The organism is Bradyrhizobium sp. AUGA SZCCT0177 (assembly GCF_018130125.1).
GTDB lineage: Bacteria > Pseudomonadota > Alphaproteobacteria > Rhizobiales > Xanthobacteraceae > Bradyrhizobium.
In genome coordinates this window covers 179,485-202,492 of record NZ_JAFCMA010000001.1, presented here as the reverse complement: position 1 = coordinate 202,492, position 23,008 = coordinate 179,485, and the positions used below count along the sequence as shown (strand labels likewise).

The window sequence follows — 23,008 nt, the reverse complement described above, 5'->3', positions numbered from 1 at the left end:
TAATACCGTAACCCCCTGCCCATTCTACTTTGCATGGGGTTGTTTTCGCTCTTTTTTGTCTGCGGCGTCGGGGGCGGGCGATCGTTGGCGCTTCGCGCTCACTTCTAGCCGGCGCTGAGCCGCACGCCGGCGCGCAAAAACTTCTGCGGGTCGACCGCGTCGCCGTCGATCCGTGTTTCGTAATGCAGATGCGGACCGGTCGAGCGGCCGGTCGAGCCGACCGCACCGATCACCTGTCCGATCTTGACGACGTCGCCGACCCTGACGTGGATCTCCGACAGATGGCCGTAGCGGGTCGATAACCCATTGCCGTGGTCGATCTCGACCATGCGGCCATAGCCGCCCATCCATCCCGATGAAGCCACTTTGCCGTTCGCGGTCGCGCGCACGGGATCGCCGGTCGCAGCGCGGAAATCGAGGCCGGTATGCATCGCCGGCCGACCGAGGAAGGGATCGCTGCGAACACCGAAGCCGGAGGTGAACTCGACTTCGCCGACGACGGGTTTGCGATAGGGCACCAGTGCCAGCGTGCGGTTGAGCCGCTCGACCTGGGCACGGGTGGCGTTGATCCGGTTGAGCTGGCGCTCGAAGGGGCCGGCATCGGCCCCAAGCTTCACCGGAACGAAGGGGCCGCCGACGCCCGAACGTGGCGTCGCGGCTTCGAGTTGCGCCATGTCGAGACCGAGATCGGTGAACACGCCGCGCATCCGGCGGACGCGCGATTCCATGCTGTCTTCGACCGAGCTCAGCGCCGCCATCTGGCGCCGCTCAACCTGGTCGAGCGAGGTCTGCAGGCGGACCAGGACGTTGTCGACGCCCTGAACCTTGGCGTACTGGTTGGCTTGCTGCTTGACCACGACCGGTGCGCGCGACTCCAAACGGGCTTCACGATCCGGCGGCGCCACAAAGATCACGGTGTCGCTGATCGGGCTGGGCTTCGGTGTCCCGGAAGCGGGGGTCTCGGCGGCGGCGCCGCGTGCCGGCGGCCGGATCGATCCGGTGGCCGTGCTGTCCGGAATCGAGCCGAGCGCGGTGGCGCGGGATTCCAGCGCGGTCTGGCGCTTCATGATCTGGTCGAGCTTCTGGTCGAACTGTTCCTGGTCGAGCAATTGGCGGCTGGTGGTGCGATCGACCTTGGCGCGCAGCTCGGCGATGCGGTCTTCATAGGCGTATTGCATCTCGGCCTGGCGGGCGATCAGCCGGGTCAGGACGTCGTCGCGAAAGGCGAAATAGGTGGCGGTCGCCGCCGACCACATTCCGAGCACGATGATCGTGCCGACGACGATCCAGAACACCACGGGCCCGAACCGCACCTGCTTGCCGGCATGGACAATGGCATAGCCGTCATTGGCCGGGGGGAGTGCCGCGGCCTGCGCCACGGGACGTCGCGCCCGGCTGTCATGGGGATGATGGTGCTGGTGGTACTCGGAATGATGACCGGAACGGTACGACATCGGCTCTCCCGCGCCGGTCGGACTGGGGTTCCGTACGGCTCAATTTGCGAGGCCGATTTGACCCACTCATGGTTAATTTTTGGGAAATGGAACCTGGAAAACTATAATCCTTGGGCTGTGGCCAATACCTCGTCGGCGTGGCCATCGACCCGCACGTTGCGCCAGATTTTGGCGATCTTGCCGTCCTTGCCGATCAGAACGGTCGTGCGAAGAATCCCGAGGAAAGTCCTGCCATACATGGATTTTTCGCCCCAGGCGCCATAGGCCTCCAGCATCTCGTGTTTTTCATCCGAAATCAGAGGAATCGAGAGCTGGTGCTTGTCGCGAAAGGACTCCTGGGCCTTCACGGTGTCGGCGGAGATGCCCAGGACGGCCGTTCCGCTTTCGGCGAACGCGTCCTTGAGGCGGGTGAAATCGATTGCCTCCCTCGTGCAGCCGGGAGTATCGGCGCGGGGGTAGAAGAACAGTACCAGTTTCCGCCCGGCGTAATCGGCCAGGGATACGCTGTCGCCACCATCCCGGGGCAGCTGGAAGCTGGGCGCTTTGGCGCCTTCAACCCGACCCGAGACCAAGCCTGGTTTGCTGTCCGGCTTCGCAGCGGCCTCGGGAATGGGCGTCAAATCAGGCTTCGGTGCCGTCGATGGCTTGGATTTTAACGATTTCGACGCGGGCTTGTGGGATTCTTTGGTCAAGGCGCCCTTGGCTGCCGTGCCGGACTTCTTCGCGACCACCTTGCCGGTCTTGGCCGCGGGCGTTTTGACTGGAGCTTTCGAGCCACTGCGGGCTGCCTTCGCCGGGATCGTTTTGTGGGCGGATTTCTTGGCAGGTGTCTTCGCGGGTGACTTGGCTGGTGCCTTTGCGGGTGTCTTTGCGGATCCCTTGGAGGATTTCTTGCGCGTTTTCTTGGACATACGCCTTCCTTTCGTCGCTTTCGGCGGATCAACCAATAGGGTATTGCGGGTCTTGTCCCGGCCTATCGGATTCGCTCCGGCCGCTGGGCAAGTTTGATGACCTCGGAGTATGGTTACAAGGAATTCGACGCACCACCCGTCCGCTCGTTGAAGGTCCGTTTGATTGAGTCGGCGATTGAGTCCTTGGGCCTGGCTACGAGTAACAGTATTAATCGAGGATTGGCAGCGATGCCGACACAGGAGCGCTCGATACAGATCGATGGGCGCGCCTGCGGCGACGATCAACCTCAGCGCCAGCACCGAGAGGCAATGGCTAGGAATAGTTCGCCCCAAAGTCCTGGGCTCCAAGGTTCTGGGCTCAAAGGTTCTGGACCCCAGGGTTCCGGACCCCAAGGGTCGAATCCGCGTGCTGAGGCTCATATCTCGCAATGGGATGACGAGGCCGGCTGGGATACCGACCAGGACGAGGCGGCGCGCCACCGGGCACGACGGTTGTTGTCCCGTTCCAATTCCCGTTTTCACCGGTTCAGCGACAATGTCTCGGCGCTGAACCGATGGGTCACCGGCGAACGTTGGGTCAAGCGCCTGACGGTCGTAATTGCGGTGCTGGCCGTGATCTTTGCCAGCTGTTTCGGCGGGCTTTGGTGGCGGCTCGGCGCCGGGCCGATCAATCTCGACCTGGCGACGCCCTGGCTTGCGGCGGCGATCGAGGAAAATATCGGGCACGGCAATACGGTCGAGGTCGGTGGCACGCAAATCGAGCGCGCCGGCAAAATTCGAATCGCGGTGCGTATCCGCGACATCGTGGTCAGGGATCGCGACCAGGCGATTGTCGCAAGCGCCCCGAAAGCCGAAGTGAGATTATCCGGCACCGCGTTGTTGATGGGGCGGCTTCGCGCCGAGAGCCTCAATTTGGTCGATGCCGAACTCGCGGTACGAATCACACCGGATGGCCAGGTGACGGTATCCGCCGGTGACACGGCCAAACCATTGGCGACCGGCGTAGCCTCGAAGCGCGACGCTGGCTTGGCGCCCACATTCCCGCGGCCGGCACCGCCCCCTGGCACGCCGGCGCCCGAGACGGCACAGAACGGATTGCTGGCCGGCCTCGATTGGCTCGACAGCCTGAGCCTGACCGGTCTCGACGGACAAAATCTCAACGAGATCGGCTTGAAGAACGGCAATCTGGTCGTCGACGACCAGCAGCGCGGCAACAAATGGACGTTCGACAATATCAGCATGAGCCTTCGCCGGCCGAGCGCCGGTGGCGTGGCGCTGAGCGTGGGCGAGGAGGGCGCCCGACCATGGTCGCTGCGGGCGGTGATCGGGCCGCCGACCAACGGCGTGCGCTCGGTCGATCTGCGTGCCGACAAGGTGCCGACGGCCAATATTCTGCTGGCGATGCGGGTCAAGGATCTCACCTACAGCGCAAACCTGCCGCTATCGGGCGAGCTGAAAGGCGAACTCGGCCGCGATGGCCTGCCGACCTATTTCCGCGGCAAGCTGACCGCCGGTGCCGGCCACATCATCGACAGCGATACGCCCGATTATCCAATGGCGATCGATGCGGCGGAAATGAACGTCGAATGGGATTCCGCGCGGCGCGTGCTGGTCGCCCCGTTCAAGATCGTTTCCGGTGCAAACCGGGTAACTCTGCTCGGCCATCTTGAGCCGCCGAATGGAACCACGACCGAATGGCAGGCCGGGTTGAGCGGCGGCACCATCGTGCTGGCCGGCAATGAGGGCGAACAGCCGCTGATCTTCAATCGCATCGCGATCGGCATGCGCTTCGACACCGAAAGGAAGCGCTTTCTGCTGACGCAGGCCGATATCAGCAATGGCGAGATCGGCGTCGCCGGAACCGGCAGCGTCGATTATTCCGGCGAGGCGCGGCTCCAGCTTGGCTTTGCCGGTACGCCGATGTCGGCCTCCGCGCTCAAGCGGATGTGGCCGGTTCTGATCGTGCCGGAAGTGCGCGAGTGGGTGATCGAGCGGATCGAACGCGGCACGCTCCAGCGCATCGAGGTCGGCGTCAATTCGCCGGTGCGAAATTTGTCGCGCAAGGGCCCGCCGATTCCCGACGACGGCCTGGCGGTCAATATCACGGCAACGGGCGTGACGGTGCGCCCCGTCGATGACATGCCGGTCGTGCGCGACGCCGACCTGAAGGCGCGGGTGACGGGTCGCACCGCCACCGTCAACATCGGCCAGGGCATCGCCGATACGCCGGCCGGTCGCAAGGTCACCATTTCGGATTTCACCTTCGAGGTGCCGGACATGGCGCCGAAGCCATCGCCGGCAAAGGTCAAATTCCGCATCGACGGCACCATCCCGGCGGCGGCCGAGATTCTGGCATCCGATCGCCTCAGCGACGTATCCGCCACCTTCGTCGATCCGAACGCGAGCAAGGGAAATGTGACGGCCACCGTCATGCTCGGCATGCCGGTCAAGGGCGTGCTGACCAAGGCCGATACCACTTATTCCGTGACCGCCGATCTCGGCGGGGTTTCCATCGACAAGCTGGTGATGAACCAGAAGCTGGAGGCCAACACGCTGAAGGTCGTTGCCAACAATAACGGCTATCAGGTCAGGGGCGACGTCAAGATCAACGGCCAGGCTGCGTCGCTGGATTATCGCAAGCCGAACGAAGGTGACGCCGACATCAAGCTGTCGGCGACACTGGATGACGCCAGCCGCGCGCGGCTTGGGCTCGATCTTGGTCCGGCCGTCAGCGGCGCGATCCCGATCAAACTGATCGGCAAGATCGGTGAAAACGACAGCCGCGTCGGTATCGAGGCCGATCTCACCGCGCTCCGGCTCGACAACATCCTGCCGGGTTGGGTCAAGGTACCGGGCAGGTCCGGCAAGGCGACCTTCAGCGTCGTCAAAAAGGAGCAGTCGACGCTGTTCCAGGACATCGTCGTCGACGGTGGCGGCGTCTCGATCAAGGGCTCGCTGGAAGTCGACGCGAATGGCGAGCTGATGACCGCGAACTTCCCGACCTACTCGCCGTCGGAGGGCGACAAGACCTCGCTGAAAGCCGAACGCAACGCCGATGGCGTAGTGAAGGTGACGATGCGCGGCGACGTGTTCGACGGCCGCGGCTTCCTCAAATCGGCGATCTCGGGCAAGGAAGCCGACGCCAAGAAGACCAAGAACATCGATCTGGACATCGACGTCAAGCTCGGCGCGGTCGCCGGCCACAATGGCGAGGCGCTGCGCAGCGTCGACGCCAAGATGTCCCGGCGCAATGGCGTCATCAAGACGTTTGCGATGACGGGCAAGGTCGGGCGCGATTCGCCGGTGTCCGCCGATTTGCGCGGTCGCGTGCAGGGGCAGGGGCGTGACCTGATCATTCTGCAGACCAATGACGCCGGGGCGTTCCTCCGCTTCACCGATACCAACTCGAAGGTCTTCGGCGGTCAGCTCTCACTCGCGATGGAACCGCCGACGGTCGAACCATCAGCCAAAGAGGGCCTGATCAATATCCGCGACTTCTCCGTCAAAGGCGTTCCTGAACTGGAGCGCGCGGCGGCGGGCGGACCGGCAGGCGTACAGAACGGCGTGTCGTTCTCGGCGTTGCGCGCGGAATTCACCCGGCAAAGCGGACATCTCACGATCCGGGACGGCGTCGTGAAGGGCCCGACCATCGGCGCCACCATCGAAGGCACTCTCGACTATATCGGCAACTCCGTTCGCATGAGCGGGACCTTCGTTCCGATGTACGGGCTCAACAACATGTTCGGCCAGATTCCCGTGCTCGGCCTGTTCCTCGGCGGCGGCAGCAATGAGGGCTTGATCGGCGTCACCTATGAGGTCGTCGGTACTCCGGCCGCGCCGGTACTGCGCGTCAATCCGATTTCAGCGATGGCGCCCGGCGTGCTGCGCAAGATCTTCGAATTCAACACCGGCAAGCAGAACAACCCGATCGAATTCCCGCCGACCAATAATTAGGGCGCGAGCGGTTGAGGGATTTTGCCATCAGCGATTGATCTGGCCAATCGGCATCGTCTCGCGCTAGCTTTCAAAAAAGGGAGGCTGGCGTTATGCTGATCACCGACGTCCGTGCGCATCACATTCGCATCCCCTATGACGCCGGCGTGGCGAGCTTCAAGCAGGGCGCGTCAGCGATATCTGCGCTCGAAATCGTTCTCGTCGAGGTCTCGACGGATACAGGATTGACCGGCTGGGGTGACGCCTTCAGCTATGTGTGCCCGCGATCCTGTGCCACCGCCATCGATGAAATGATTGCGCCGCAGGCCCGAGGTCTCGAGGTCCCCGACGCCGCTGATATTCCCGCCTTCATGGATCGTATCCAGCGCAATCTGCATCTGTTCGGCCGCTACGGCATCACGATGTTCGCGATCTCCGCCCTCGATATCGCGTTGTGGGACCTCGCGGCGCGCATGCAAGGCGTCCCGCTTCACCGCCTGTTGGGCGCGCGCAAGCGGGCGCGGATTCCGGCCTATGCCAGCCTGCTGCGGATCGGAACACCCGATCTCGTCGCCAGCGAATGCGAGACGGCGCTGCGGCGGGGTTACACCGCCATCAAGCTTCATGAGACGACGGTATCAGCCGTATTCGCCGCACGGCGCGCGATCGGCGACGGCATCCCGCTGATGGTCGACATGAACTGCCCGATGACGTCGGCGGAAGCCATCGCCTTCGCGCATGAATGCAAGGCGGCCGCGCCGATGTTTCTGGAGGAGCCGGTATGGCCGCCGGAAGATTTTGCCGCGCTGGCGGAGACCCGCACGAAGGGCGGGCTCGATATCGCCGCCGGTGAGAATGCCTGCACCGTCAATCAATTTCGCCTGATGATGGATGCGGGCGCGGTCAGCTACGCGCAGCCCTCGGTGACCAAGGTCGGCGGCATCACTGAATATTTGAAGGTGGTCGATCTGGCCGACGAAAGGGGCGTCAGGCTGGCGCCGCATTCGCCCTATTTCGGTCCGGGCCTTCTGGCGACGCTGCACTTGCTGTCGTTGCGGGACGACAAGACCTTCGTCGAGTTCTTTTATATGAACCGTGCCGCGTGCCTTTGGCGCGGTGCGATCGATGTCGGAGCCGATGGCGCGGTCGCGGTGCCGGAAGGGCCGGGGCTCGGTTACGAGCCGGACCGCGAGGTTATGGAGCGTTATCGGGTCTAGCGGGGGCTTCACCCGGCCGTACGGCCCTTGTTGTGGCCCTGTACCGCCGTCGAAGGCGGTGTCAGGAACGCATCGAAGCGCTCCTTGACGATGGCGTAACATTCGCATGACGCCTTCTCTAAGCCCGCTCGGTCAAGTACCTGGATGGTGCCGCGGCGATAATGGATGAGACCGGCGGTCTGCATCGACTGCGCGGCAAGCGTTACGGATTTCCGGTTCGCGCCGAGCATATGCGAAAGAAACTCGTGTGTGTAAGGCAGCGCTTCACCGCCGGCGCGGTCGTGCATCATCAATAGCCACCTGCACATGCGCTCTTCCGTCGTGTGCATGGAATTGCAGGCAACCGTCTGCTGAACCTGTGAAAGCAGGGTCTCCGAGTAACTCACGAACAGATCGCGCACGTGTTCGCTGCTTTTGAATTCATATCGCAACAGCTCGATCGGGCAACGGACTGTATGACCTGGGAGTTGCACGAGACAGCGGTTGAACGAGACGCGGCTGTACATGGCTGCAAAGAGGCCGAACGCACCTTCGCGACCGATGTTGGCAGTCTCGATGGCGGCGCCATTTTCCAGAACGGTCAATAGCGACAGAACCGAGCCTTGCGGAAAATAGGCGTGCTTGAGCAGACCGCCGGCATCGCAGACCATTTCTTCGAGCTGGAAATCGATGGGCTCGAGGTAGGAATCTATTCTCTTGCGGCTGTCCGGCTCCAGGGCGCCGAGCAGTTGATTGCTTCGCGGGTCATGGTCCATTTGTACCTGGGACATCGCTTTTGGCAGCGTGTTGATGCGAGTGCTTCGGGCCGATCATCACAAGATTAGAGTCTGATTGGGCAGGTTAGATTTGCACGAATATGGTGCTCACGTCTGAGCAAAACAGCTCAGTGGACATTGCTGGGTTCCCGATAGGGATGGCCCAAGGGAGGCGCCAGCGTACACAGCGCCTCGACCAGTGCCGCAGTCTGGTAAGGCTTTGCGAGAAAGCAGCTGTCCTGCGGAAGTTCGAAGGGCTGTAGCCGCACGTGTCCCGATACGACGAGAATTTTGATTGGCGGCCACCGGTTGCGCGCCGCGTGGGCCAATTGCAATCCGTTCATGCTGCCGGGCATGTCGATATCTGTGAGCAGCAACGCAATGTCCAAGCGGGATTCCAGCAGGGCCATCGCTGCGTCTGCATCAGCAGCTTCAATAACTGCAAAGCCTGCTTCCTCAACAATCTCTGCGGCACACATCCGCAGCAGTGTGTCGTCCTCTACGATCAGAACGATGGTCGGTGATTTGCTGGGCAATTCTGCAGCCATGTTGACGGGAACTTTCCTAAACGGGCTACTAGCTGCCGTGTCCCTGATTCGCCTGCTCGGTCAATTCGGCTGCCATCCGCAGACACTGCGCCTTCAAGTCCGGGGTGAGCGACATGGATGCGAGTTCAATGAGGTCCGATGCCAGGCGCAGGCACTCAAGGTCGCGCTTTCGGTCGCTTTCAGAATCGAGCATGCGCACCTCCTGGAAGGTGTGAGTGATCGCACGCCGCCTTTCGTGCTGTCGGTGGTCCACACCACAGACCATGACCCACGTATTCGTGATGCTGCAGGAGCGGGCGCTCACGCACCGGGGCGCTGAAGTGAGCTGTTTTGCTCAGACTGACCAACGCCGGGCTGCCATAATGCTCTGAAAGCACTGGCTGAAATCTGAACTGATCCCTGGCGAAGGCCGTGCTCGGGAGGTCCGCGATTGCATATGCCGTCTGACGCAGTTCAGGAACTATTCAAGTTTCCTGCAGAATCGCCTGATCGGGACGAGCTTCCATACCGACTTCGGCAGCAATCCCTGCTCGGCGAGTTCGGCCGCATCGCTATGCAAACCCGCGACTACCGACAAATCCTGCAGCGGGCCACCGAGCTTTGCGCCGACGGGCTTCAGACACGATTCGCCAAAGTCTTGGAATATGTGCCGGAAGAGGACCACCTGAGGGTGCGCGCCGGCGTCGGCTGGGACCTCGACACCATCGATAGCGTCTCGCTCACCGCCGATCTCGGATCGCCGGCCGGATACGCCTACCAAACCGGGGCCACGGTTATCTCGAATCACCTGGAGGTGGAGACCCGTTTCCGGACACCCCAGCTCCTGAAGGATCACGGCGTCAGGCGCGCGATCAACGTGCTGATCGAAAAGGGCGGGGAGGGCAAAACGTTCTTCGGCGTATTGGAGGTCGATAGCGCCGATCCCGGCCAGTTTGACGAGGCGGACGCCGATTTTCTGGCCGGCTTTGCTGGCCTGCTCGGCGTCGCCATCGAACGTCAGCAGGCGGACGCCAAGCTGCAGGAGGCACTTGAGCACCAGGCGCTGCTGACGCGGGAGATGAGCCACCGCGTCAAGAACAGTCTGACTTCCGTGGTCGGATTGCTGCGCGTGCAGGCCCGGACGGCTCTATCCCCGGATGTCAGAAATGCGCTTGAGGATGCAAGCCTGCGCGTCGACACCATCGCCCAGGTACATGATCATCTATGGCGTAGTTCGCACGTCGGTTTTGTCGAACTCGTAGACTTCATGAACGAGCTTTGCAAAAAGCTGCAAGGTACGACGGATGGCCATACGCTGCACTGCCATGCCGACCCAATGCTGCTTTCGGCTGACCATGCCATTCCATTGGGGCTCCTGATCAACGAACTCGTCACAAACGCGGTGAAATACGCCTACCCCGAAGGCGGTGGCGTTATCGAGGTCAGTGCGCGGGAAATCGACGAACATCTTCATGTCGAGGTTTCCGACCATGGCGTCGGCCTTCCGGACGGCTTCGACATTGATCAGTCGCAAACCAGTCTGGGGTTCAAGGTGATCGTCGGCATGGTGCGGCAGCTTCAAGGCAACCTGACGCTCACCTCCGGAAATCCCAAAGGGGCACATTTCCTGCTCGACCTGCCTATCCTGCCCCGAGTCAAAGAATAGATTCTTGCCTCTCGCGCCGTTTGATCCAGGCAGAACACGTGAAGATGTCGCAGGAACCAACGGGCCACCGGCCTATTGGTCCCCTGACACATCAACCCCCGGAGAAAAAATGAAAACGCTCACCCTCGCGCTGGCAGCCGGCGCTGCGGCGTTGTTCGCCACTGCCGCCTCGGCGGCTCCGCTTTCGATTGGCCCGGTCGCATCGGACAGCCACATTCAGAACGTACGCATGGTTTGCGACGAAGACGGCCGTTGCTGGCGTGAGCGCGGTGAGCGCCGCGTCATCCTGCGCGAGTCTCGCGACTCGTATGGCTATGCGCCGCGCGAGCGCTATATCGAGCGCCGCGGCTATGAAGAGCGCGGACCGGGTATTGGAATTCATGCGCCCGGCGTGAGCATTGGTGTCGGCGGCGGTCGATACTGAGCCACGCGCTACGAACGACCAAAGATCTGCCCGGCCGGCTTTGTTCGGTCGGGCATGATCAATCTTATACAGACAGATGCGGACCAGCCTGCAATGCTGGCCCTGCGGCCAACCGCTGAGGTGACGATATGCATATGTCGGGCGAGAGTTTGCTGGTCATCTTGTTTGTCGGTCTCGTGGCCGGCTGGCTCGCGGGCCAAATCGTGCAGGGGACCGGATTTGGGATCGTCGGCGATCTCCTTATCGGGATTGTGGGCGCCTTTATCGGAAGTTGGCTTTTGCCGCAGCTCGGCATTCATCTCGGAACCGGAATCATCAGCGCAATCATCAATGCGACCATCGGCGCGATATTGCTGCTTGTCGTCGTGCGGCTGGTTCGTGGCGGCGGCCGATGGCGAAGGAGCTGGTGGCGCCCGTGATGACAATTGCGCCGTCCCTGGATTGTATTGTCACCGCCGCAGCGCCGGCACCACCAGGAACGGGATCAATCCCAGCACCACGTTGACCAGCGCGAATACGAACAGCGCGTTGTAGCTGTGGGTCCAGTCATGGATCAGGCCGCCGGCCCACGAGCCCAGCCCTGATCCGAGGCCGCTGCCGATCGAAATGGTGCCGAAGATGGTGCCGACCCGTTTGCCGCGGAAAATGTTCAGCGCAGTCGCGGTGATCAGCGGCCCACGCGAACCGATCATGCTGCCGAAAGAGATGATGAAGCCGGTCAGCAGCCAGTAGTTCGGATAATATTGCAGCAGCCAGAGCAGGATGATGCCGACGATCGAGACGCCGTAGCTGAACAGCACCGACGGCCTGCGGCCGATGATGCCGTCCAGCGTCGAAATCCCGAGCATGCCGAACAGCAGCACCACGCCGGAAAAACCCCAGGCCGTGGCCGCCTCCAGGGGAGGGAAGCCGGCGTCGATCAGATACGCCACGATCTGCGCTGTGATGGCGTACATCGCCACCGCGGTGAAAAAGAATGTCGAGAACAGCGCCCAGAAGACGTGGTGGAGCATCGCGCTCTTCAGCGTCCAGCCGTCATCGACGAAGCCGTCGTCGGTCTTCTTGACGACATGCGGCGAGCCGGTCGCGAACAGCCGCCACGGCATCAGCAGCAGCGGCAGCAACAGACACAGCGCCACGATCCCGAACCATTGATAGGCATCGCGCCAGCCGATGCGGTCGATCAGCAGCTGCGAGGCCGGCAGCAACACCAGGATGCCCGCGCCGGTCGCCGAATAGAGGATCGCCATCGCGGTTGGCAATCGCGGTCCGAACCAGCGGCCGAGCAGGATCGAGTTCGGCACCACGCCGATCAGCGCGATGCCGATGCCGACGCACAATCCCGTGGAGAGCTGGAACTGCCAGAGCGCCTGCGCGCGCGAGGCAACCAGGAACGAGCCGCCGAGCAGCAGCAATCCGAGCGAATAGACGAGGCGCGGCCCGGAGCGGTCAAACAGCCGGCCAACGAACGGCGCCATCAGCCCGCCCGCGAGCCAGGTCAGCGAATAGACCGAAACCACTTCGGCGCGGTCCCAGGCGAAACTCTCCGCGATCGGTTTCAGGAAAACCGTAAAACTCTCGCCGAGGCCGCGGCCGACTACCGACAGCGCAAAGCATAGCGCGAGCACGTTGAGGGCGGTGCGCGCCGGTCTTTGCGGCGTCGTCAGCGCGTCTCCTCCTGGCGTCTTTTGATCCATGGAAGGCAGGGAGCGCGCTTCTGCGCCGCCGAGCAAGCGCGTAAAGCGAATACGCCTATGCAGGCTTGAGCAGGACGTGCTTCTTCTTGCCCATCGACAGCTTGATAACGCCTTCCTGCGTGAGGTTTGCGGCGTTCAGGACCATCTTCTCGTCGGTCACGGCAGCATCATTGACACGAAGGCCGCCGCCCTTGATCTGGCGGCGTGCCTCGCCATTCGATGCGACGAGGCCGGCTTTGACGAATGCCGCGAGAACGCCGATGCCGGCATCAAGTTCGCCGCGCGGAATTTCCACCGTCGGCAGGCTTTCCGCGATTGCGCCTTCCTCAAAGGTTTGCCGCGCGGTTTCGGAGGCGGTGTTGGCGGCTTCGCGGCCGTGCAGCAGCGCGGTTGCTTCCGTCGCCAGCACCTTCTTGGCCTCGTTGATCTCGCCGCCTTGCAGCGCCGCAAGCTTGTTGATCTCGCCCATCGGCAGGATCGTGAACAGCTTCAGGAATTTGACGACGTCGGCGTCCTCGACGTTGCGCCAGTATTGCCAGAAATCGTAAGGCGAGAACGCGTCGGCGTTGAGCCACACCGCGCCTTGCGCGGTCTTGCCCATCTTGGCGCCCGATGCGGTGGTGAGCAGCGGCGTGGTCAGCGCGAACAACTGTTCCGTGCCCATGCGGCGGCCGAGGTCGACGCCGTTGACGATGTTGCCCCATTGGTCGGAGCCGCCCATCTGCAGCCTGCAGCCGGTGCGCCGGGCCAGCTCGACGAAGTCATAGGCCTGGCAGACCATATAATTGAACTCGATGAAGCTCATCTCCTGCTCGCGCTCGAGCCGCAGGCGCACCGAGTCCATCGTCAGCATGCGGTTGACCGAGAAATGCCGGCCGATGTCGCGCAGCATTTCGATCCAGTTCAGCTTGGTCAGCCATTCGGCGTTGTCGAGCATGATGGCGTCGCTGGCGCCGTTGCCGTAGCGCAGCACTTTGGCGAACACGCCGCGGATCGAGGCCTTGTTGGCCTCGATTTCCTCGATCGAGCGGATTGCGCGGGATTCGTCCTTGCCGGAGGGATCGCCGACCATGGTGGTGCCGCCGCCCATCAGGGTGATCGGCTTGTTGCCGCTTTGCTGCAGCCAGTGCAGCATCATCATGGTGAGGTAATTGCCGATATGCAGCGACGGCGCGGTACAATCGTAGCCGACATAGGCGGTGGCCTGGCCCTTCGCGGCGAGCGCGTCGAGGCCTTCGAAATCGGAACATTGGTGGATAAAGCCGCGTTCCTGTAAAATGTTCAGGAAATCTGATTTAAATGCGGTCATTGGTCTGCGACTCTGATCATTCTATTTTCACGGTAATTGTAACGAGTTGCGGAACCATAGCGGAATGGCCTGCCGCAAGCGCGTGCGGTGTGGCATTATAAGATGTCCGTGTTTGGCACAAGCTGGTCGTCGTCGGCGGGACGATTCGAGCAGGGCGTGGCGAAGGCACGATTACAATGATGTTGACGGCAATAGGTTTGATGAGCGGCACCTCGCTCGACGGGGTCGATGTCGCCATGATCGAAACCGATGGCCGGAAAGTCCGGGCCTTCGGGCCATCCGGATACCGACCCTACAGCGAAATGGAGCGCCGCCTGCTGCGCCAGGCGCTGTACGAGGCCGTCAACCTGCCGCAGCGCGATGCGCGGCCGGGTGTCCTGCGGGAGGCCGAACAGGCCGTCACTTTGGCCCATGCCGAGGCGGTGGCCGCCTTTACCGCGCAACACCGCATCTCGGCCCAGGACATCGATATCGTCGGCTTTCACGGCCAGACCGTGCTGCACCGGCCCGAGCGCGGATTGACGGTACAGATCGGCGACGCCGCAGCCCTGGCCAAGGCGATCCACATTCCCGTCATGCATGATTTCCGCGCCGCCGACGTCGCCGCCGGCGGGCAGGGCGCGCCCTTTGTGCCGGTCTATCACCGCGCGCTGGCCCAGTCGCTGGAGCGCGAGGGACCGATCGTTGTGGTTAATATCGGCGGGGTCTCCAACATCACCTATATCGACGGCACCGATACGCTGATCGCCTGCGACACCGGTCCCGGCAACGCGCTGCTCGACGACCACATGTACCGTGTCCTGAACCAGCGCTTCGACACCGCGGGCCAGACCGCCGCGCAAGGCAGGGTCGATGACGCCTGGATCGCCCGCGCGCTGGCGCTGCCGTTCTTTGCCAAGCCGCCGCCCAAATCGCTCGACCGCAATGACTTTGCCGCGCTGAAGGTTGACGGGATGTCGCCTGTGGACGGCGCCGCGACCCTGACCGCGTTCACGGCCGCGTCGATCGCCCGGATCGTGCCGTTGCTGCCGAAGGTGCCGAAGAGCTGGATCGTGGCCGGCGGCGGCGCCCGCAACCTGACCATGCTCCGGATGCTGCGCGACCGGCTGGCGCCGGCAACCGTCGAGGCCGCGGATGGGCTGGGCTGGGCCTCGGATGCGATCGAGGCGCAGGCTTTTGGCTTTCTGGCGGCGCGGGGCTTGAAAGGCCTGCCGCTGAGCTATCCGGCCACCACCGGGGTGCCGATCCCGATGACCGGGGGGCTCATGGCCCGGCCGTAACGGCCGGGATCAAGATATGTTGATGCAATTGCATCGACCTTGACGACTGCATGCAGTCGCATCTAATTTGATGCAGGTGCATGAAGCGAGCCGTTCGGCTTTGCCTTCAGTTCTCTTTGGAGGTCGTCATGACGGCAAAACTGACTTTGATCAGCCACAAGCTTTGTCCCTATGTGCAGCGCGCGGTGATCGCGCTGAACGAGAAGGGCGTCCCGTTCGAGCGCGTCGACATCGACCTCGCCAACAAGCCGGACTGGTTCCTGAAGCTTTCGCCGCTCGGCAAGGTGCCGGTGCTGATCGTGCGCAGCGATGCGGGCGAGGTGGCGCTGTTCGAGAGCAACGTGATCTGCGAGTACATCGAGGAGACGCAAGCGGGCGCAAAACTGCACTCGCAGGATCCATTGCCGCGGGCGCAGCGCCGGGCCTGGATGGAATTCGGCTCGACTATTTTAAGCGAGCTGTGGGGTCTCGAAACCACCGGCGATGCCGCGGTGTTTGAAGCCAAACGCGTCGCGGTGGCCGCGAAATTTGCGCGCGTCGAGGAGGCGCTGGGTTCGGGTCCATTCTTTGCCGGCGAAAAATTCAGTCTCGTGGATGCCGTGTTCGCGCCGATTTTCCGGTACTTCGATGTGTTCGACGAGTTGATCGACCTCTCGATCTTCGCACAGACGCCGAAGGTGCGCGCATGGCGGATGGCGCTGGCAACGCGGGAAAGTGTCCGCAACGCCGTCGGCGCCGACTATCCGCAATTGCTGCACGCGTTTCTGGTTCGCCATAACGCGCACATGCTGAAACTGGCGGCGTAGCCATGTCGCCGCAGGTCGCCTGGGTCGCGCTGGTTACCGCCGGCATTCTCGATGTCGGCTGGGCGATCTCGATGAAATATGCCGAGGGTTATACGCGGCTGGGCTGGAGCATCGCCTCGCTGGTGTTGCTGGCGGCGTTCGTGTTTTTGCTCGGGCGTGCGCTGCAGGTGCTGGAGATTGGCGTCGCCTACACGGTGTGGACCGGCATCGGCGCGGTCGGGACCCTGACCATGGGCGTGCTGCTGTTCGGCGAGGCGCTCAACCCGGTGAAGATCGCCGGCATCGTGCTGGTCATGACCGGCATCGTCGCGTTGAAACTGGCGCCGGCGTAAGCGGTTACAAATCGCTCGCCATCTTCGCGAGCGTCGCGATCGTATTCATGTTGCGCGCCGTTCCCGCCTTGGCAGCAGGGATGACAAGTTTCGATTGCCCGATGCCGTCGCCGTAATGGACGTAGATCTCGCGGGCGCTCAATCCGATTTCTTCGTCCTTGCGGCCTTTGACGGCGGCCAGCGTATCGGCCGGCGGCTTGGCGTCGAGAAAGATCGCGAGCGTCCGATTGCCCGGCGCCTTTGGAAACGGATTGTTGTTCAACACGGCCTGCATCTCGGCGGCGGAGCGCACCATCACGCCGACAGCCTTGCCGGCATAGGCTTCAAGTCGCGCTTCCAGCGCCTTCTTCACGGCGGGTTCGGATTTGCGGCTGGTGAACACCACATTGCCGCTGGCGATGTAGGTGCGGACGCCCTCGAAGCCGAGCGCCTCGCACATTGCTTTCAGCTCGGTCATCGGTAGCTTGCCGGTGCCGCCGACATTGACGGCACGAAGGAGAGCGACGAAGGCGGTCATCGCGCGCCGCCTCGTTTACCGGACGTTGGCGAGCCGCATGTCGAGATAGCCGGTCACCGTCTCCATCAGCGGCTGCAATTTGCCGTCGAAGAAATGGTTGGCGCCGGGAATGATCTGCTGGTCGATCACGATGCCCTTTTGGGTCTTGAGCTTCTCGACCAGCGTGTTGACGTCCTTCGGCGGCACCACCGCATCCTTCTCGCCATGCACGATCAGGCCCGACGACGGGCAGGGCGCAAGGAACGAGAAATCATAGAGATTGGCGGGCGGTGCGATCGAAATAAAACCTTCGACCTCGGGCCGGCGCATCAGAAGCTGCATGCCGATCCAGGCGCCGAACGAAAAGCCGGCAACCCAGCAGGCGCGCGCTTCGGGATTGATGGTCTGCGCCCAGTCGAGCGCGGATGCCGCGTCCGACAATTCGCCGGTGCCGTGATCGAACGAGCCCTGGCTGCGGCCGACGCCGCGGAAATTGAATCGCAGCACCGAAAAGCCGCGATGCGCAAACGCGTAGTAGCACTGGTAGACGATCTGGTGATTCATCGTGCCGTGAAACTGCGGATGCGGATGCAGGATCATCGCAATCGGCGCGTTCTTCTGCTTCGCCGGATGGTAGCGGCCTTCGAGACGGCCTGCGGGACCGGTGAAAATAACTTCGGGCATTGATGATCCTTGGAAGTCTTCCTTGGCAACGGACGTGATCCGGCAGAAACGATGATCGGACGTCGTTGGGGCGAGGCGCGGACAGCGCTCGGTGAACTTGTGGCCGCGTTCTAACATGACGCGAGGGGCAAAAAGCAAGGACTTTATGCACCCAGGGCCGCGCCAGTGCGGATTCAGCGCCCGGGATAAGTATTTGAAGGATTTAGCAGATCTGTTTTCGTCTCAAGCGAGGCGATGGCGTTGCGATAGCGCCGGCTGCCCACAGCGGTCTGGCCGGTGTCGAAGGTAAGCTCGAAATCTCCCGATGGCTTCAACGCCACGGCGGTTACCCGGTCGAGATTGGCGAGCCGGGTGCGGTGGACGCGCGCCAGTTTGAATCGCGCAAGCTCAGCCTCGGCCGCTGCCAGCGTTCCGCGGACCAGATGGCTGCGACCATCGGCGAGGCTGTATTCGACATAGTTCCCGGCCGAACTGATCCAGATAATCTCTTTGGGTTCGATGCGGATACGGGTGGTGCCGTCGCGCAGCCAGACCATATGCGGCAGCGCTTCCGCTGCCGCGGCGGGGGCCGCCGTCGTAACGGCTGCGACCTCGCGGCGGCTGTCGATCAGCCACATGCCGCCACCGATCAACAGGCAGGTGACCGCGTCCTTGCGGGCCTCATAGAGCAAGGTCGCAAGCGAGAGGTGGAAATCATAGTTGCCGCCGAGCAGCCACAGCACGAGTTTACGCAAGGCCACCATCCCGGTGATGTGTACGGCGGAGAAGACGATGATTGCCGCGATCACCAGCGCGATACGGACCAGCCGGCGAGGTTCCCGGCGGATTCGCCTGACCGCGGCGAACAGGGCCGGCGCCAGCAGGATGATGACGGCAATGCTGGTCATCTCCCAGAGCAGCGGCGTCTTGAGGTTATACGAGCCGCCGCGCCGGGCGATGTCGTCCGCGGTCGACAGCGCGTTGACGCTGCCGATCGCTAGCGCGACCGCCGCAACTGCGGCGTAGACCAACCAGTCGGCGCCGGTTATCCCGCGAAACAGGCCGCTGGTCCCACGCGGGGTCGTCTCGTCCCAAGCAGGCTGGTTTTGATCCCAAACCGGCTCGACGCCACGGCCATCAGGCGCATTTTTGACGTCGGTCATCCAACTTCGTCGCGCATTGAGGGATCAAGCCATGTGGCAGCAAACCATATCACAACCACCGGATTCCGCTTCCGGCTCCGAGCGGCGCATCGATCTCGACTGGGTGCGGATCGCAGCCTTCGGCCTGCTGATCTTCTACCATGTCGGCATGCTCTACGTTTCCTGGGGCTTCCACATCAAGAGCGCGCATCGGATCGCCGCGCTGGAACCGGTGATGCTGGTGCTCAATCCGTGGCGGCTGGCGCTGTTGTTCCTGGTTTCGGGCGTGGCGACCCGCTTCATGCTGGGGAAATACAAATTGGGGCCGCTGCTGCGGTCACGGTCGGCGCGGCTATTGATACCCTTGGTGTTCGGCATGCTGGTGATCGTGCCGCCGCAGGCCTATGACCAGATCGTCGAGGCGCTTGGCTATCCGGCCGGCTTCGTCGATTTCTACCAGCGGCATTATCTCGCTTTCGGGCCGCAATTCTGCCCAACCCCCTGCATCCTGCTGCCGACCTGGAACCATCTCTGGTTCGTGGCCTATCTGTGGGTTTACACGATGGCGCTGGGCGGCGTGCTGGCGCTGGCTCCCGGACTTCTCGGCTGGATCGAACGGCGGCTGGCATCGGCGCTATCGGGCGTGCTGCTGCTGGTCGTGCCGCCGCTGCTGCTTGCGGCCTATCGTCTGGTCCTGCTGCCACACTTTCCATCGACGCACGCGCTGTTCGGCGACTGGTACAATCACGCGCTGTTCGCGACCGTCTTCCTGTTCGGCTTTGTGCTGGCCCGCGCTGCGGCCATCTGGGAGGCGATGGAGCGTCTGCGCTGGCTGGCGCTGTCGCTGGCGGCCGTATTCTTTCTGTGCTTTCTCGCGGTGTGGGCGACCAGGTACGGCGGCATGCCGCTGAAAATCTTGGCCGGCTTGGCCTACGGATCCTATCAATGGCTTTGCATGCTCGCGCTGCTCGGCTTCGCGCGGCGATGGCTGACCGCGGATTCGCCGGCGCGGCGCTATCTCACCGATGCGATCTTCCCGTATTACATCGTGCACCAGACCGCGATCATCATGATTGCGCATGCGTTGCACGGACAGGGCCTGCCAGCCTGGCTTGAGGCGGGGATCGTCATTTTTGGCACGATCGCGGCCTGCGTGGCGACCTATGAGATCGTCCGGCGCGTCACTATCTTGAGGCCCTTGTTCGGATTGCGGATGGCATCCGAACCGGCCATGCCGGTGCGGGCGAGGAGCCAGCCCGCGCAATGATTGGCCGCCTAGAGCGTTTTCGAGCGAAGTGGATGCCGGTTCGCACAGCAATCAAGTTTACGCAGATTGCGTAGACTTATCTGCGGTAGAAAACGCGTCAAAACAAGAGGCTAGAGCTTCGGTTCTGATTCAATCAGAACCGATAATGCTCTAGCGAAAGGTGGTAAGAGGGCGCATGCCCGACCGGATCTATCTCGACTGGAATGCGACCACGCCGCTTCGCCCGGAAGCCAAGGCGGCGATGGCGGCGGCCTGGGAGCTCGCCGGCAACCCGTCCTCGGTCCACGCCGAGGGCCGCCAGGCGCGCCGGCTGGTCGAGGACGCCCGCGCAGCGGTCGCGGCGGCAGTCGGCGCCCGGCCTCAGGACGTGGTCTTTTCATCAGGTGGAACCGAGGCCAACGCGCTGGCGCTGACGCCGGGCGTGCGGCGGGGCGCAGGGCAGCCGGTTCAACGGCTCCTGGTGTCGGCCATCGAACACGCCTCCGTGCTGTCGGGCGGACGGTTTCCAGCCGACGCGATCAAGACCATCAACGTCACGGCCTCGGGCCTTGTTGACCTCGACCATCTGCGCGAGCTGTTGAACGGCCCTCCCGCGCTGGTGTCGGTGATGCTGGCCAATAACGAGACCGGTGCCATTCAGCCCGTGGCGGAGGTGGCCCGGGTCGTCCATGAGGCCGGCGGGCTGCTGCATGTCGATGCGATCCAGGCATTCGGGAAAATAGCCTTTGATATCAAATCGATCGAAGCCGATCTGATCACCCTTTCTGCACACAAGATCGGCGGCCCCAAGGGTGTCGGTGCGGTTGTTTTGGCCGGGGACGTGCAGGGGCTGGAGCCGCTGCTGCGCGGCGGCGGGCAGGAGCTGGGACGCCGGGCGGGTACCGAGAACGTCGCGGGGATTTCAGCGTTTGGCGCAGCTGCCAAGGCCGCCATGGCAGCTCAGGAAGTGGACGCCGGCCGTCTGGCGGGCCTCAAGAGCGGCCTTGAGGACGGTTTGAAGCTGACGCCTGGGATGATCGTGTTCTCGGAGGCAGCGCCGCGGTTGCCCAATACCACACTGTTCACGGTTCCCGGGCTTAAGGCCGAAACGGCCGTAATTGGCTTCGATCTCGCCGGTATTGCGGTATCGTCGGGCTCGGCCTGCTCCTCCGGCAAGGTCCAGCCATCGCATGTCCTGAACGCCATGGGGCAGGGCCGGGAACTGGCTCAGGGAGCTGTGCGGCTCAGTCTGGGGTGGTCTACATCACAGACAGAGATTGAATTAGCCCTCAAGGCTTGGCGAAAGCTCTCCAATACCTTACTTAAGAGCGACGAAACACAGGTTGAACGGTTCTAAGCAAATCGGTTCTGAACCAATCAGGATCGATCAGGCCGGAACCGCCGGATTGATCCACCGCGGTCCTTGAAACCGCGAGCGGAGGATGGAATGGCTGCCGTACAGGAGACGGTCGATCGCGTCAGGCAGATCGACGTCGACCAATATCGATATGGATTTGAGACGCTGATCGAGTCCGACAAGGCTCCAAAAGGGCTGTCGGAAGACACCGTCCGCTTCATCTCTGCGAAAAAGAACGAGCCGGCGTGGATGCTGGAATGGCGGCTGGAGGCCTATCGCCGCTGGCTGACCATGACCGAGCCGCAATGGGCCCGCGTCAACTATCCCAAGATCGACTATCAGGATCTCTATTACTATTCGGCGCCGAAGCCGAAGAAGACGATCGGTTCGCTCGACGAGATCGATCCCGATATCCTGAAGACCTACGAGAAGCTCGGTATTCCCTTGCGCGAGGTCGAGGTGCTGGAAGGGGTCGTGCGGCCCGAGGGCCAGCGCAAGATCGCGGTCGACGCTGTCTTCGATTCGGTCTCGGTCGCGACCACGTTCCAGAAAGAACTCAAGCAGGCCGGCGTGATCTTCATGCCGATCTCGGAAGCGATCCGCGAACACCCTGAACTGGTGAAGAAGTATCTCGGCACGGTCGTGCCGACCTCGGACAATTATTTCGCGACGCTGAATTCGGCTGTCTTTTCCGACGGCTCGTTCGTCTACGTGCCGCCGGGCGTGCGCTGCCCGATGGAGCTGTCGACCTATTTCCGCATCAATGAGCGCAACACCGGCCAGTTCGAGCGCACGCTGATCATCGCCGACAAGGGTTCTTACGTCAGCTATCTCGAAGGCTGCACCGCGCCGCAGCGCGACGAGAACCAGTTGCACGCCGCGGTCGTCGAACTCGTCACGCACGACGATGCCGAGATCAAATATTCGACCGTGCAGAACTGGTACCCCGGCAACTCCGAGGGCAAGGGCGGCATCTACAATTTCGTCACCAAGCGTGGCGACTGCCGCGGCAATAATTCCAAGATCTCCTGGACCCAGGTCGAGACCGGATCGGCGATCACCTGGAAATACCCGAGCTGCATCCTGCGCGGCGACAACTCGCGAGGCGAGTTCTATTCGATCGCGATCTCGAACGGTCACCAGCAGGTCGATTCCGGCACCAAGATGATTCATCTCGGCAAGAACACGACGAGCCGGATCATCTCCAAGGGCATCGCCGCCGGCGTCTCGCAAAACACCTATCGCGGCCTCGTCACCGCCCACAGGAAAGCAACAGGCGCGCGCAATTTCACGGCCTGCGACTCGCTTCTGATCGGCGACAAATGCGGCGCGCACACCGTGCCGTATGTCGAAGCCAAGAACTCCTCGGCGCTGTTCGAGCACGAAGCCACCACGTCGAAGATTTCGGAAGACGTGCTGTTCTACTGCGTGCAGCGCGGGCTCAGCCAGGAAGAAGCCGTCGGCCTCGTGGTCAACGGTTTCGTGAAGGATGTGCTGCAGCAACTGCCGATGGAGTTCGCGGTCGAAGCGCAGAAGCTGATCTCGATCTCGCTGGAGGGCAGCGTCGGGTAACCCGGATGGTTCGAAACATCTTCTACTTCATTCGGTTTGCGCCGCTCGGGCTGTTTTTGATGATTGCGATCGTCGGATTGTTTGCCGTGTTGATCGGGAGTTTGGCGGGATCGGTTGAAGCTACCGAATTCGGCAAACTGGCTGCAGGTGGTGGATCTCTGGGGTTTTTTGCGTGGCTTTTTTTGCCAGTTCTAGTTCGGGCGTTTTAGGCCAGAAGGAAA

Annotated in this window: 22 protein-coding genes; 12 read left to right on the top strand and 10 right to left on the bottom strand. The window is 62.5% G+C overall.

The genetic code is table 11. The annotated features are described in order from the left end of the window. Positions 1-104: 104 nt before the first annotated feature. Together JQ597_RS01050 and JQ597_RS01045 are read right to left on the bottom strand one after the other, a co-directional pair. Entirely contained in the window at positions 105-1,454 is a 1,350-nt protein-coding gene (locus JQ597_RS01050) for a M23 family metallopeptidase (RefSeq protein WP_212261906.1), read from the bottom strand. Between the two features lie 101 nt (positions 1,455-1,555). Then, positions 1,556-2,365, bottom strand: a complete 810-nt coding sequence (locus tag JQ597_RS01045) for a peroxiredoxin (RefSeq protein ID WP_212261903.1) — start codon at positions 2,363-2,365, stop codon at positions 1,556-1,558. 228 nt (positions 2,366-2,593) lie between these two features. On the opposite strand from JQ597_RS01045, the gene JQ597_RS01040 reads away from it, so the two are divergent. Then, a complete protein-coding gene (locus JQ597_RS01040) occupies positions 2,594-6,319 on the top strand; it encodes a YhdP family protein (protein ID WP_212261901.1) in 3,726 nt (1,241 codons plus the stop codon). Between the two features lie 92 nt (positions 6,320-6,411). Continuing rightward, positions 6,412-7,515: a mandelate racemase/muconate lactonizing enzyme family protein gene (locus JQ597_RS01035; RefSeq protein ID WP_212261898.1), complete on the top strand. Its 1,104-nt coding sequence runs from the start codon at positions 6,412-6,414 to the stop codon at positions 7,513-7,515. Positions 7,516-7,523: 8 nt separating this feature from the next. Here JQ597_RS01035 and JQ597_RS01030 read toward each other — a convergent pair whose 3' ends face one another. The 3 genes from JQ597_RS01030 to JQ597_RS01020 all read right to left on the bottom strand — a co-directional run bounded on the left by JQ597_RS01030 (position 7,524) and on the right by JQ597_RS01020 (position 9,011). Beyond that, positions 7,524-8,285: a Crp/Fnr family transcriptional regulator gene (locus tag JQ597_RS01030; protein WP_212261895.1), complete on the bottom strand. Its 762-nt coding sequence runs from the start codon at positions 8,283-8,285 to the stop codon at positions 7,524-7,526. Between the two features lie 113 nt (positions 8,286-8,398). Next, positions 8,399-8,818 (bottom strand): response regulator, encoded by a 420-nt coding sequence (locus tag JQ597_RS01025; protein ID WP_212261892.1) that lies wholly within the window; start codon positions 8,816-8,818, stop codon positions 8,399-8,401. 28 nt (positions 8,819-8,846) lie between these two features. Continuing rightward, positions 8,847-9,011 (bottom strand): hypothetical protein, encoded by a 165-nt coding sequence (locus JQ597_RS01020; protein WP_212261889.1) that lies wholly within the window; start codon positions 9,009-9,011, stop codon positions 8,847-8,849. Between the two features lie 243 nt (positions 9,012-9,254). On the opposite strand from JQ597_RS01020, the gene JQ597_RS01015 reads away from it, so the two are divergent. From JQ597_RS01015 to JQ597_RS01005, 3 genes are all read left to right on the top strand, one after another. Further along, entirely contained in the window at positions 9,255-10,463 is a 1,209-nt protein-coding gene (locus JQ597_RS01015) for a sensor histidine kinase (protein ID WP_212262459.1), read from the top strand. 109 nt (positions 10,464-10,572) lie between these two features. Next, the gene (locus tag JQ597_RS01010) at positions 10,573-10,887 is read left to right on the top strand and encodes a hypothetical protein (RefSeq protein ID WP_192739493.1); all 315 of its coding nucleotides are present in this window, start codon (positions 10,573-10,575) and stop codon (positions 10,885-10,887) included. Positions 10,888-11,015: 128 nt separating this feature from the next. After that, on the top strand, positions 11,016-11,306 hold the full coding sequence (locus JQ597_RS01005; protein ID WP_211994952.1) for a GlsB/YeaQ/YmgE family stress response membrane protein: 291 nt from the start codon (positions 11,016-11,018) through the stop codon (positions 11,304-11,306). Between the two features lie 30 nt (positions 11,307-11,336). Here the strand turns inward: JQ597_RS01005 and JQ597_RS01000 are convergent, their stop codons facing one another. Then, the gene (locus JQ597_RS01000) at positions 11,337-12,584 is read right to left on the bottom strand and encodes an MFS transporter (RefSeq protein WP_212261887.1); all 1,248 of its coding nucleotides are present in this window, start codon (positions 12,582-12,584) and stop codon (positions 11,337-11,339) included. Between the two features lie 55 nt (positions 12,585-12,639). Next, on the bottom strand, positions 12,640-13,893 hold the full coding sequence (gene tyrS / locus JQ597_RS00995; RefSeq protein WP_212261885.1) for a tyrosine--tRNA ligase: 1,254 nt from the start codon (positions 13,891-13,893) through the stop codon (positions 12,640-12,642). Positions 13,894-14,069: 176 nt separating this feature from the next. Between tyrS and JQ597_RS00990 the strand changes: the two genes are divergently transcribed. The 3 genes from JQ597_RS00990 to JQ597_RS00980 all read left to right on the top strand — a co-directional run bounded on the left by JQ597_RS00990 (position 14,070) and on the right by JQ597_RS00980 (position 16,311). Then, positions 14,070-15,173 carry an anhydro-N-acetylmuramic acid kinase gene (locus JQ597_RS00990; protein WP_212261883.1) on the top strand — a complete coding sequence of 368 codons (1,104 nt, stop codon included), beginning with the start codon at positions 14,070-14,072 and terminating at the stop codon, positions 15,171-15,173. A 128-nt stretch (positions 15,174-15,301) separates the two neighbouring features. Next, complete coding sequence (locus JQ597_RS00985) at positions 15,302-15,979, top strand: glutathione S-transferase family protein (protein WP_212261881.1); 678 nt, start codon at positions 15,302-15,304, stop codon at positions 15,977-15,979. A gap of 2 nt (positions 15,980-15,981) precedes the next feature. Beyond that, positions 15,982-16,311, top strand: a complete 330-nt coding sequence (locus JQ597_RS00980; protein ID WP_212261879.1) for a DMT family transporter — start codon at positions 15,982-15,984, stop codon at positions 16,309-16,311. A gap of 4 nt (positions 16,312-16,315) precedes the next feature. Here the strand turns inward: JQ597_RS00980 and JQ597_RS00975 are convergent, their stop codons facing one another. The 3 genes from JQ597_RS00975 to JQ597_RS00965 all read right to left on the bottom strand — a co-directional run bounded on the left by JQ597_RS00975 (position 16,316) and on the right by JQ597_RS00965 (position 18,633). Further along, on the bottom strand, positions 16,316-16,828 hold the full coding sequence (locus tag JQ597_RS00975) for a DUF1697 domain-containing protein (protein ID WP_212261877.1): 513 nt from the start codon (positions 16,826-16,828) through the stop codon (positions 16,316-16,318). A gap of 15 nt (positions 16,829-16,843) precedes the next feature. Continuing rightward, positions 16,844-17,491, bottom strand: coding sequence for an alpha/beta hydrolase (locus JQ597_RS00970; RefSeq protein ID WP_074829094.1), 648 nt, complete (start codon positions 17,489-17,491; stop codon positions 16,844-16,846). Between the two features lie 173 nt (positions 17,492-17,664). Continuing rightward, positions 17,665-18,633, bottom strand: coding sequence for a LytTR family DNA-binding domain-containing protein (locus JQ597_RS00965; RefSeq protein ID WP_212261875.1), 969 nt, complete (start codon positions 18,631-18,633; stop codon positions 17,665-17,667). 31 nt (positions 18,634-18,664) lie between these two features. Between JQ597_RS00965 and JQ597_RS00960 the strand changes: the two genes are divergently transcribed. The 4 genes from JQ597_RS00960 to JQ597_RS00945 all read left to right on the top strand — a co-directional run bounded on the left by JQ597_RS00960 (position 18,665) and on the right by JQ597_RS00945 (position 22,996). After that, positions 18,665-19,879, top strand: coding sequence for an acyltransferase family protein (locus JQ597_RS00960; protein WP_212261873.1), 1,215 nt, complete (start codon positions 18,665-18,667; stop codon positions 19,877-19,879). Between the two features lie 175 nt (positions 19,880-20,054). Continuing rightward, positions 20,055-21,215 carry a cysteine desulfurase family protein gene (locus tag JQ597_RS00955; RefSeq protein ID WP_212261871.1) on the top strand — a complete coding sequence of 387 codons (1,161 nt, stop codon included), beginning with the start codon at positions 20,055-20,057 and terminating at the stop codon, positions 21,213-21,215. 90 nt (positions 21,216-21,305) lie between these two features. Beyond that, positions 21,306-22,787, top strand: coding sequence for a Fe-S cluster assembly protein SufB (gene sufB / locus JQ597_RS00950; RefSeq protein ID WP_211994964.1), 1,482 nt, complete (start codon positions 21,306-21,308; stop codon positions 22,785-22,787). Between the two features lie 5 nt (positions 22,788-22,792). Next, positions 22,793-22,996, top strand: coding sequence for a GlyGly-CTERM sorting domain-containing protein (locus JQ597_RS00945; protein ID WP_212261869.1), 204 nt, complete (start codon positions 22,793-22,795; stop codon positions 22,994-22,996). Positions 22,997-23,008: the final 12 nt, after the last annotated feature.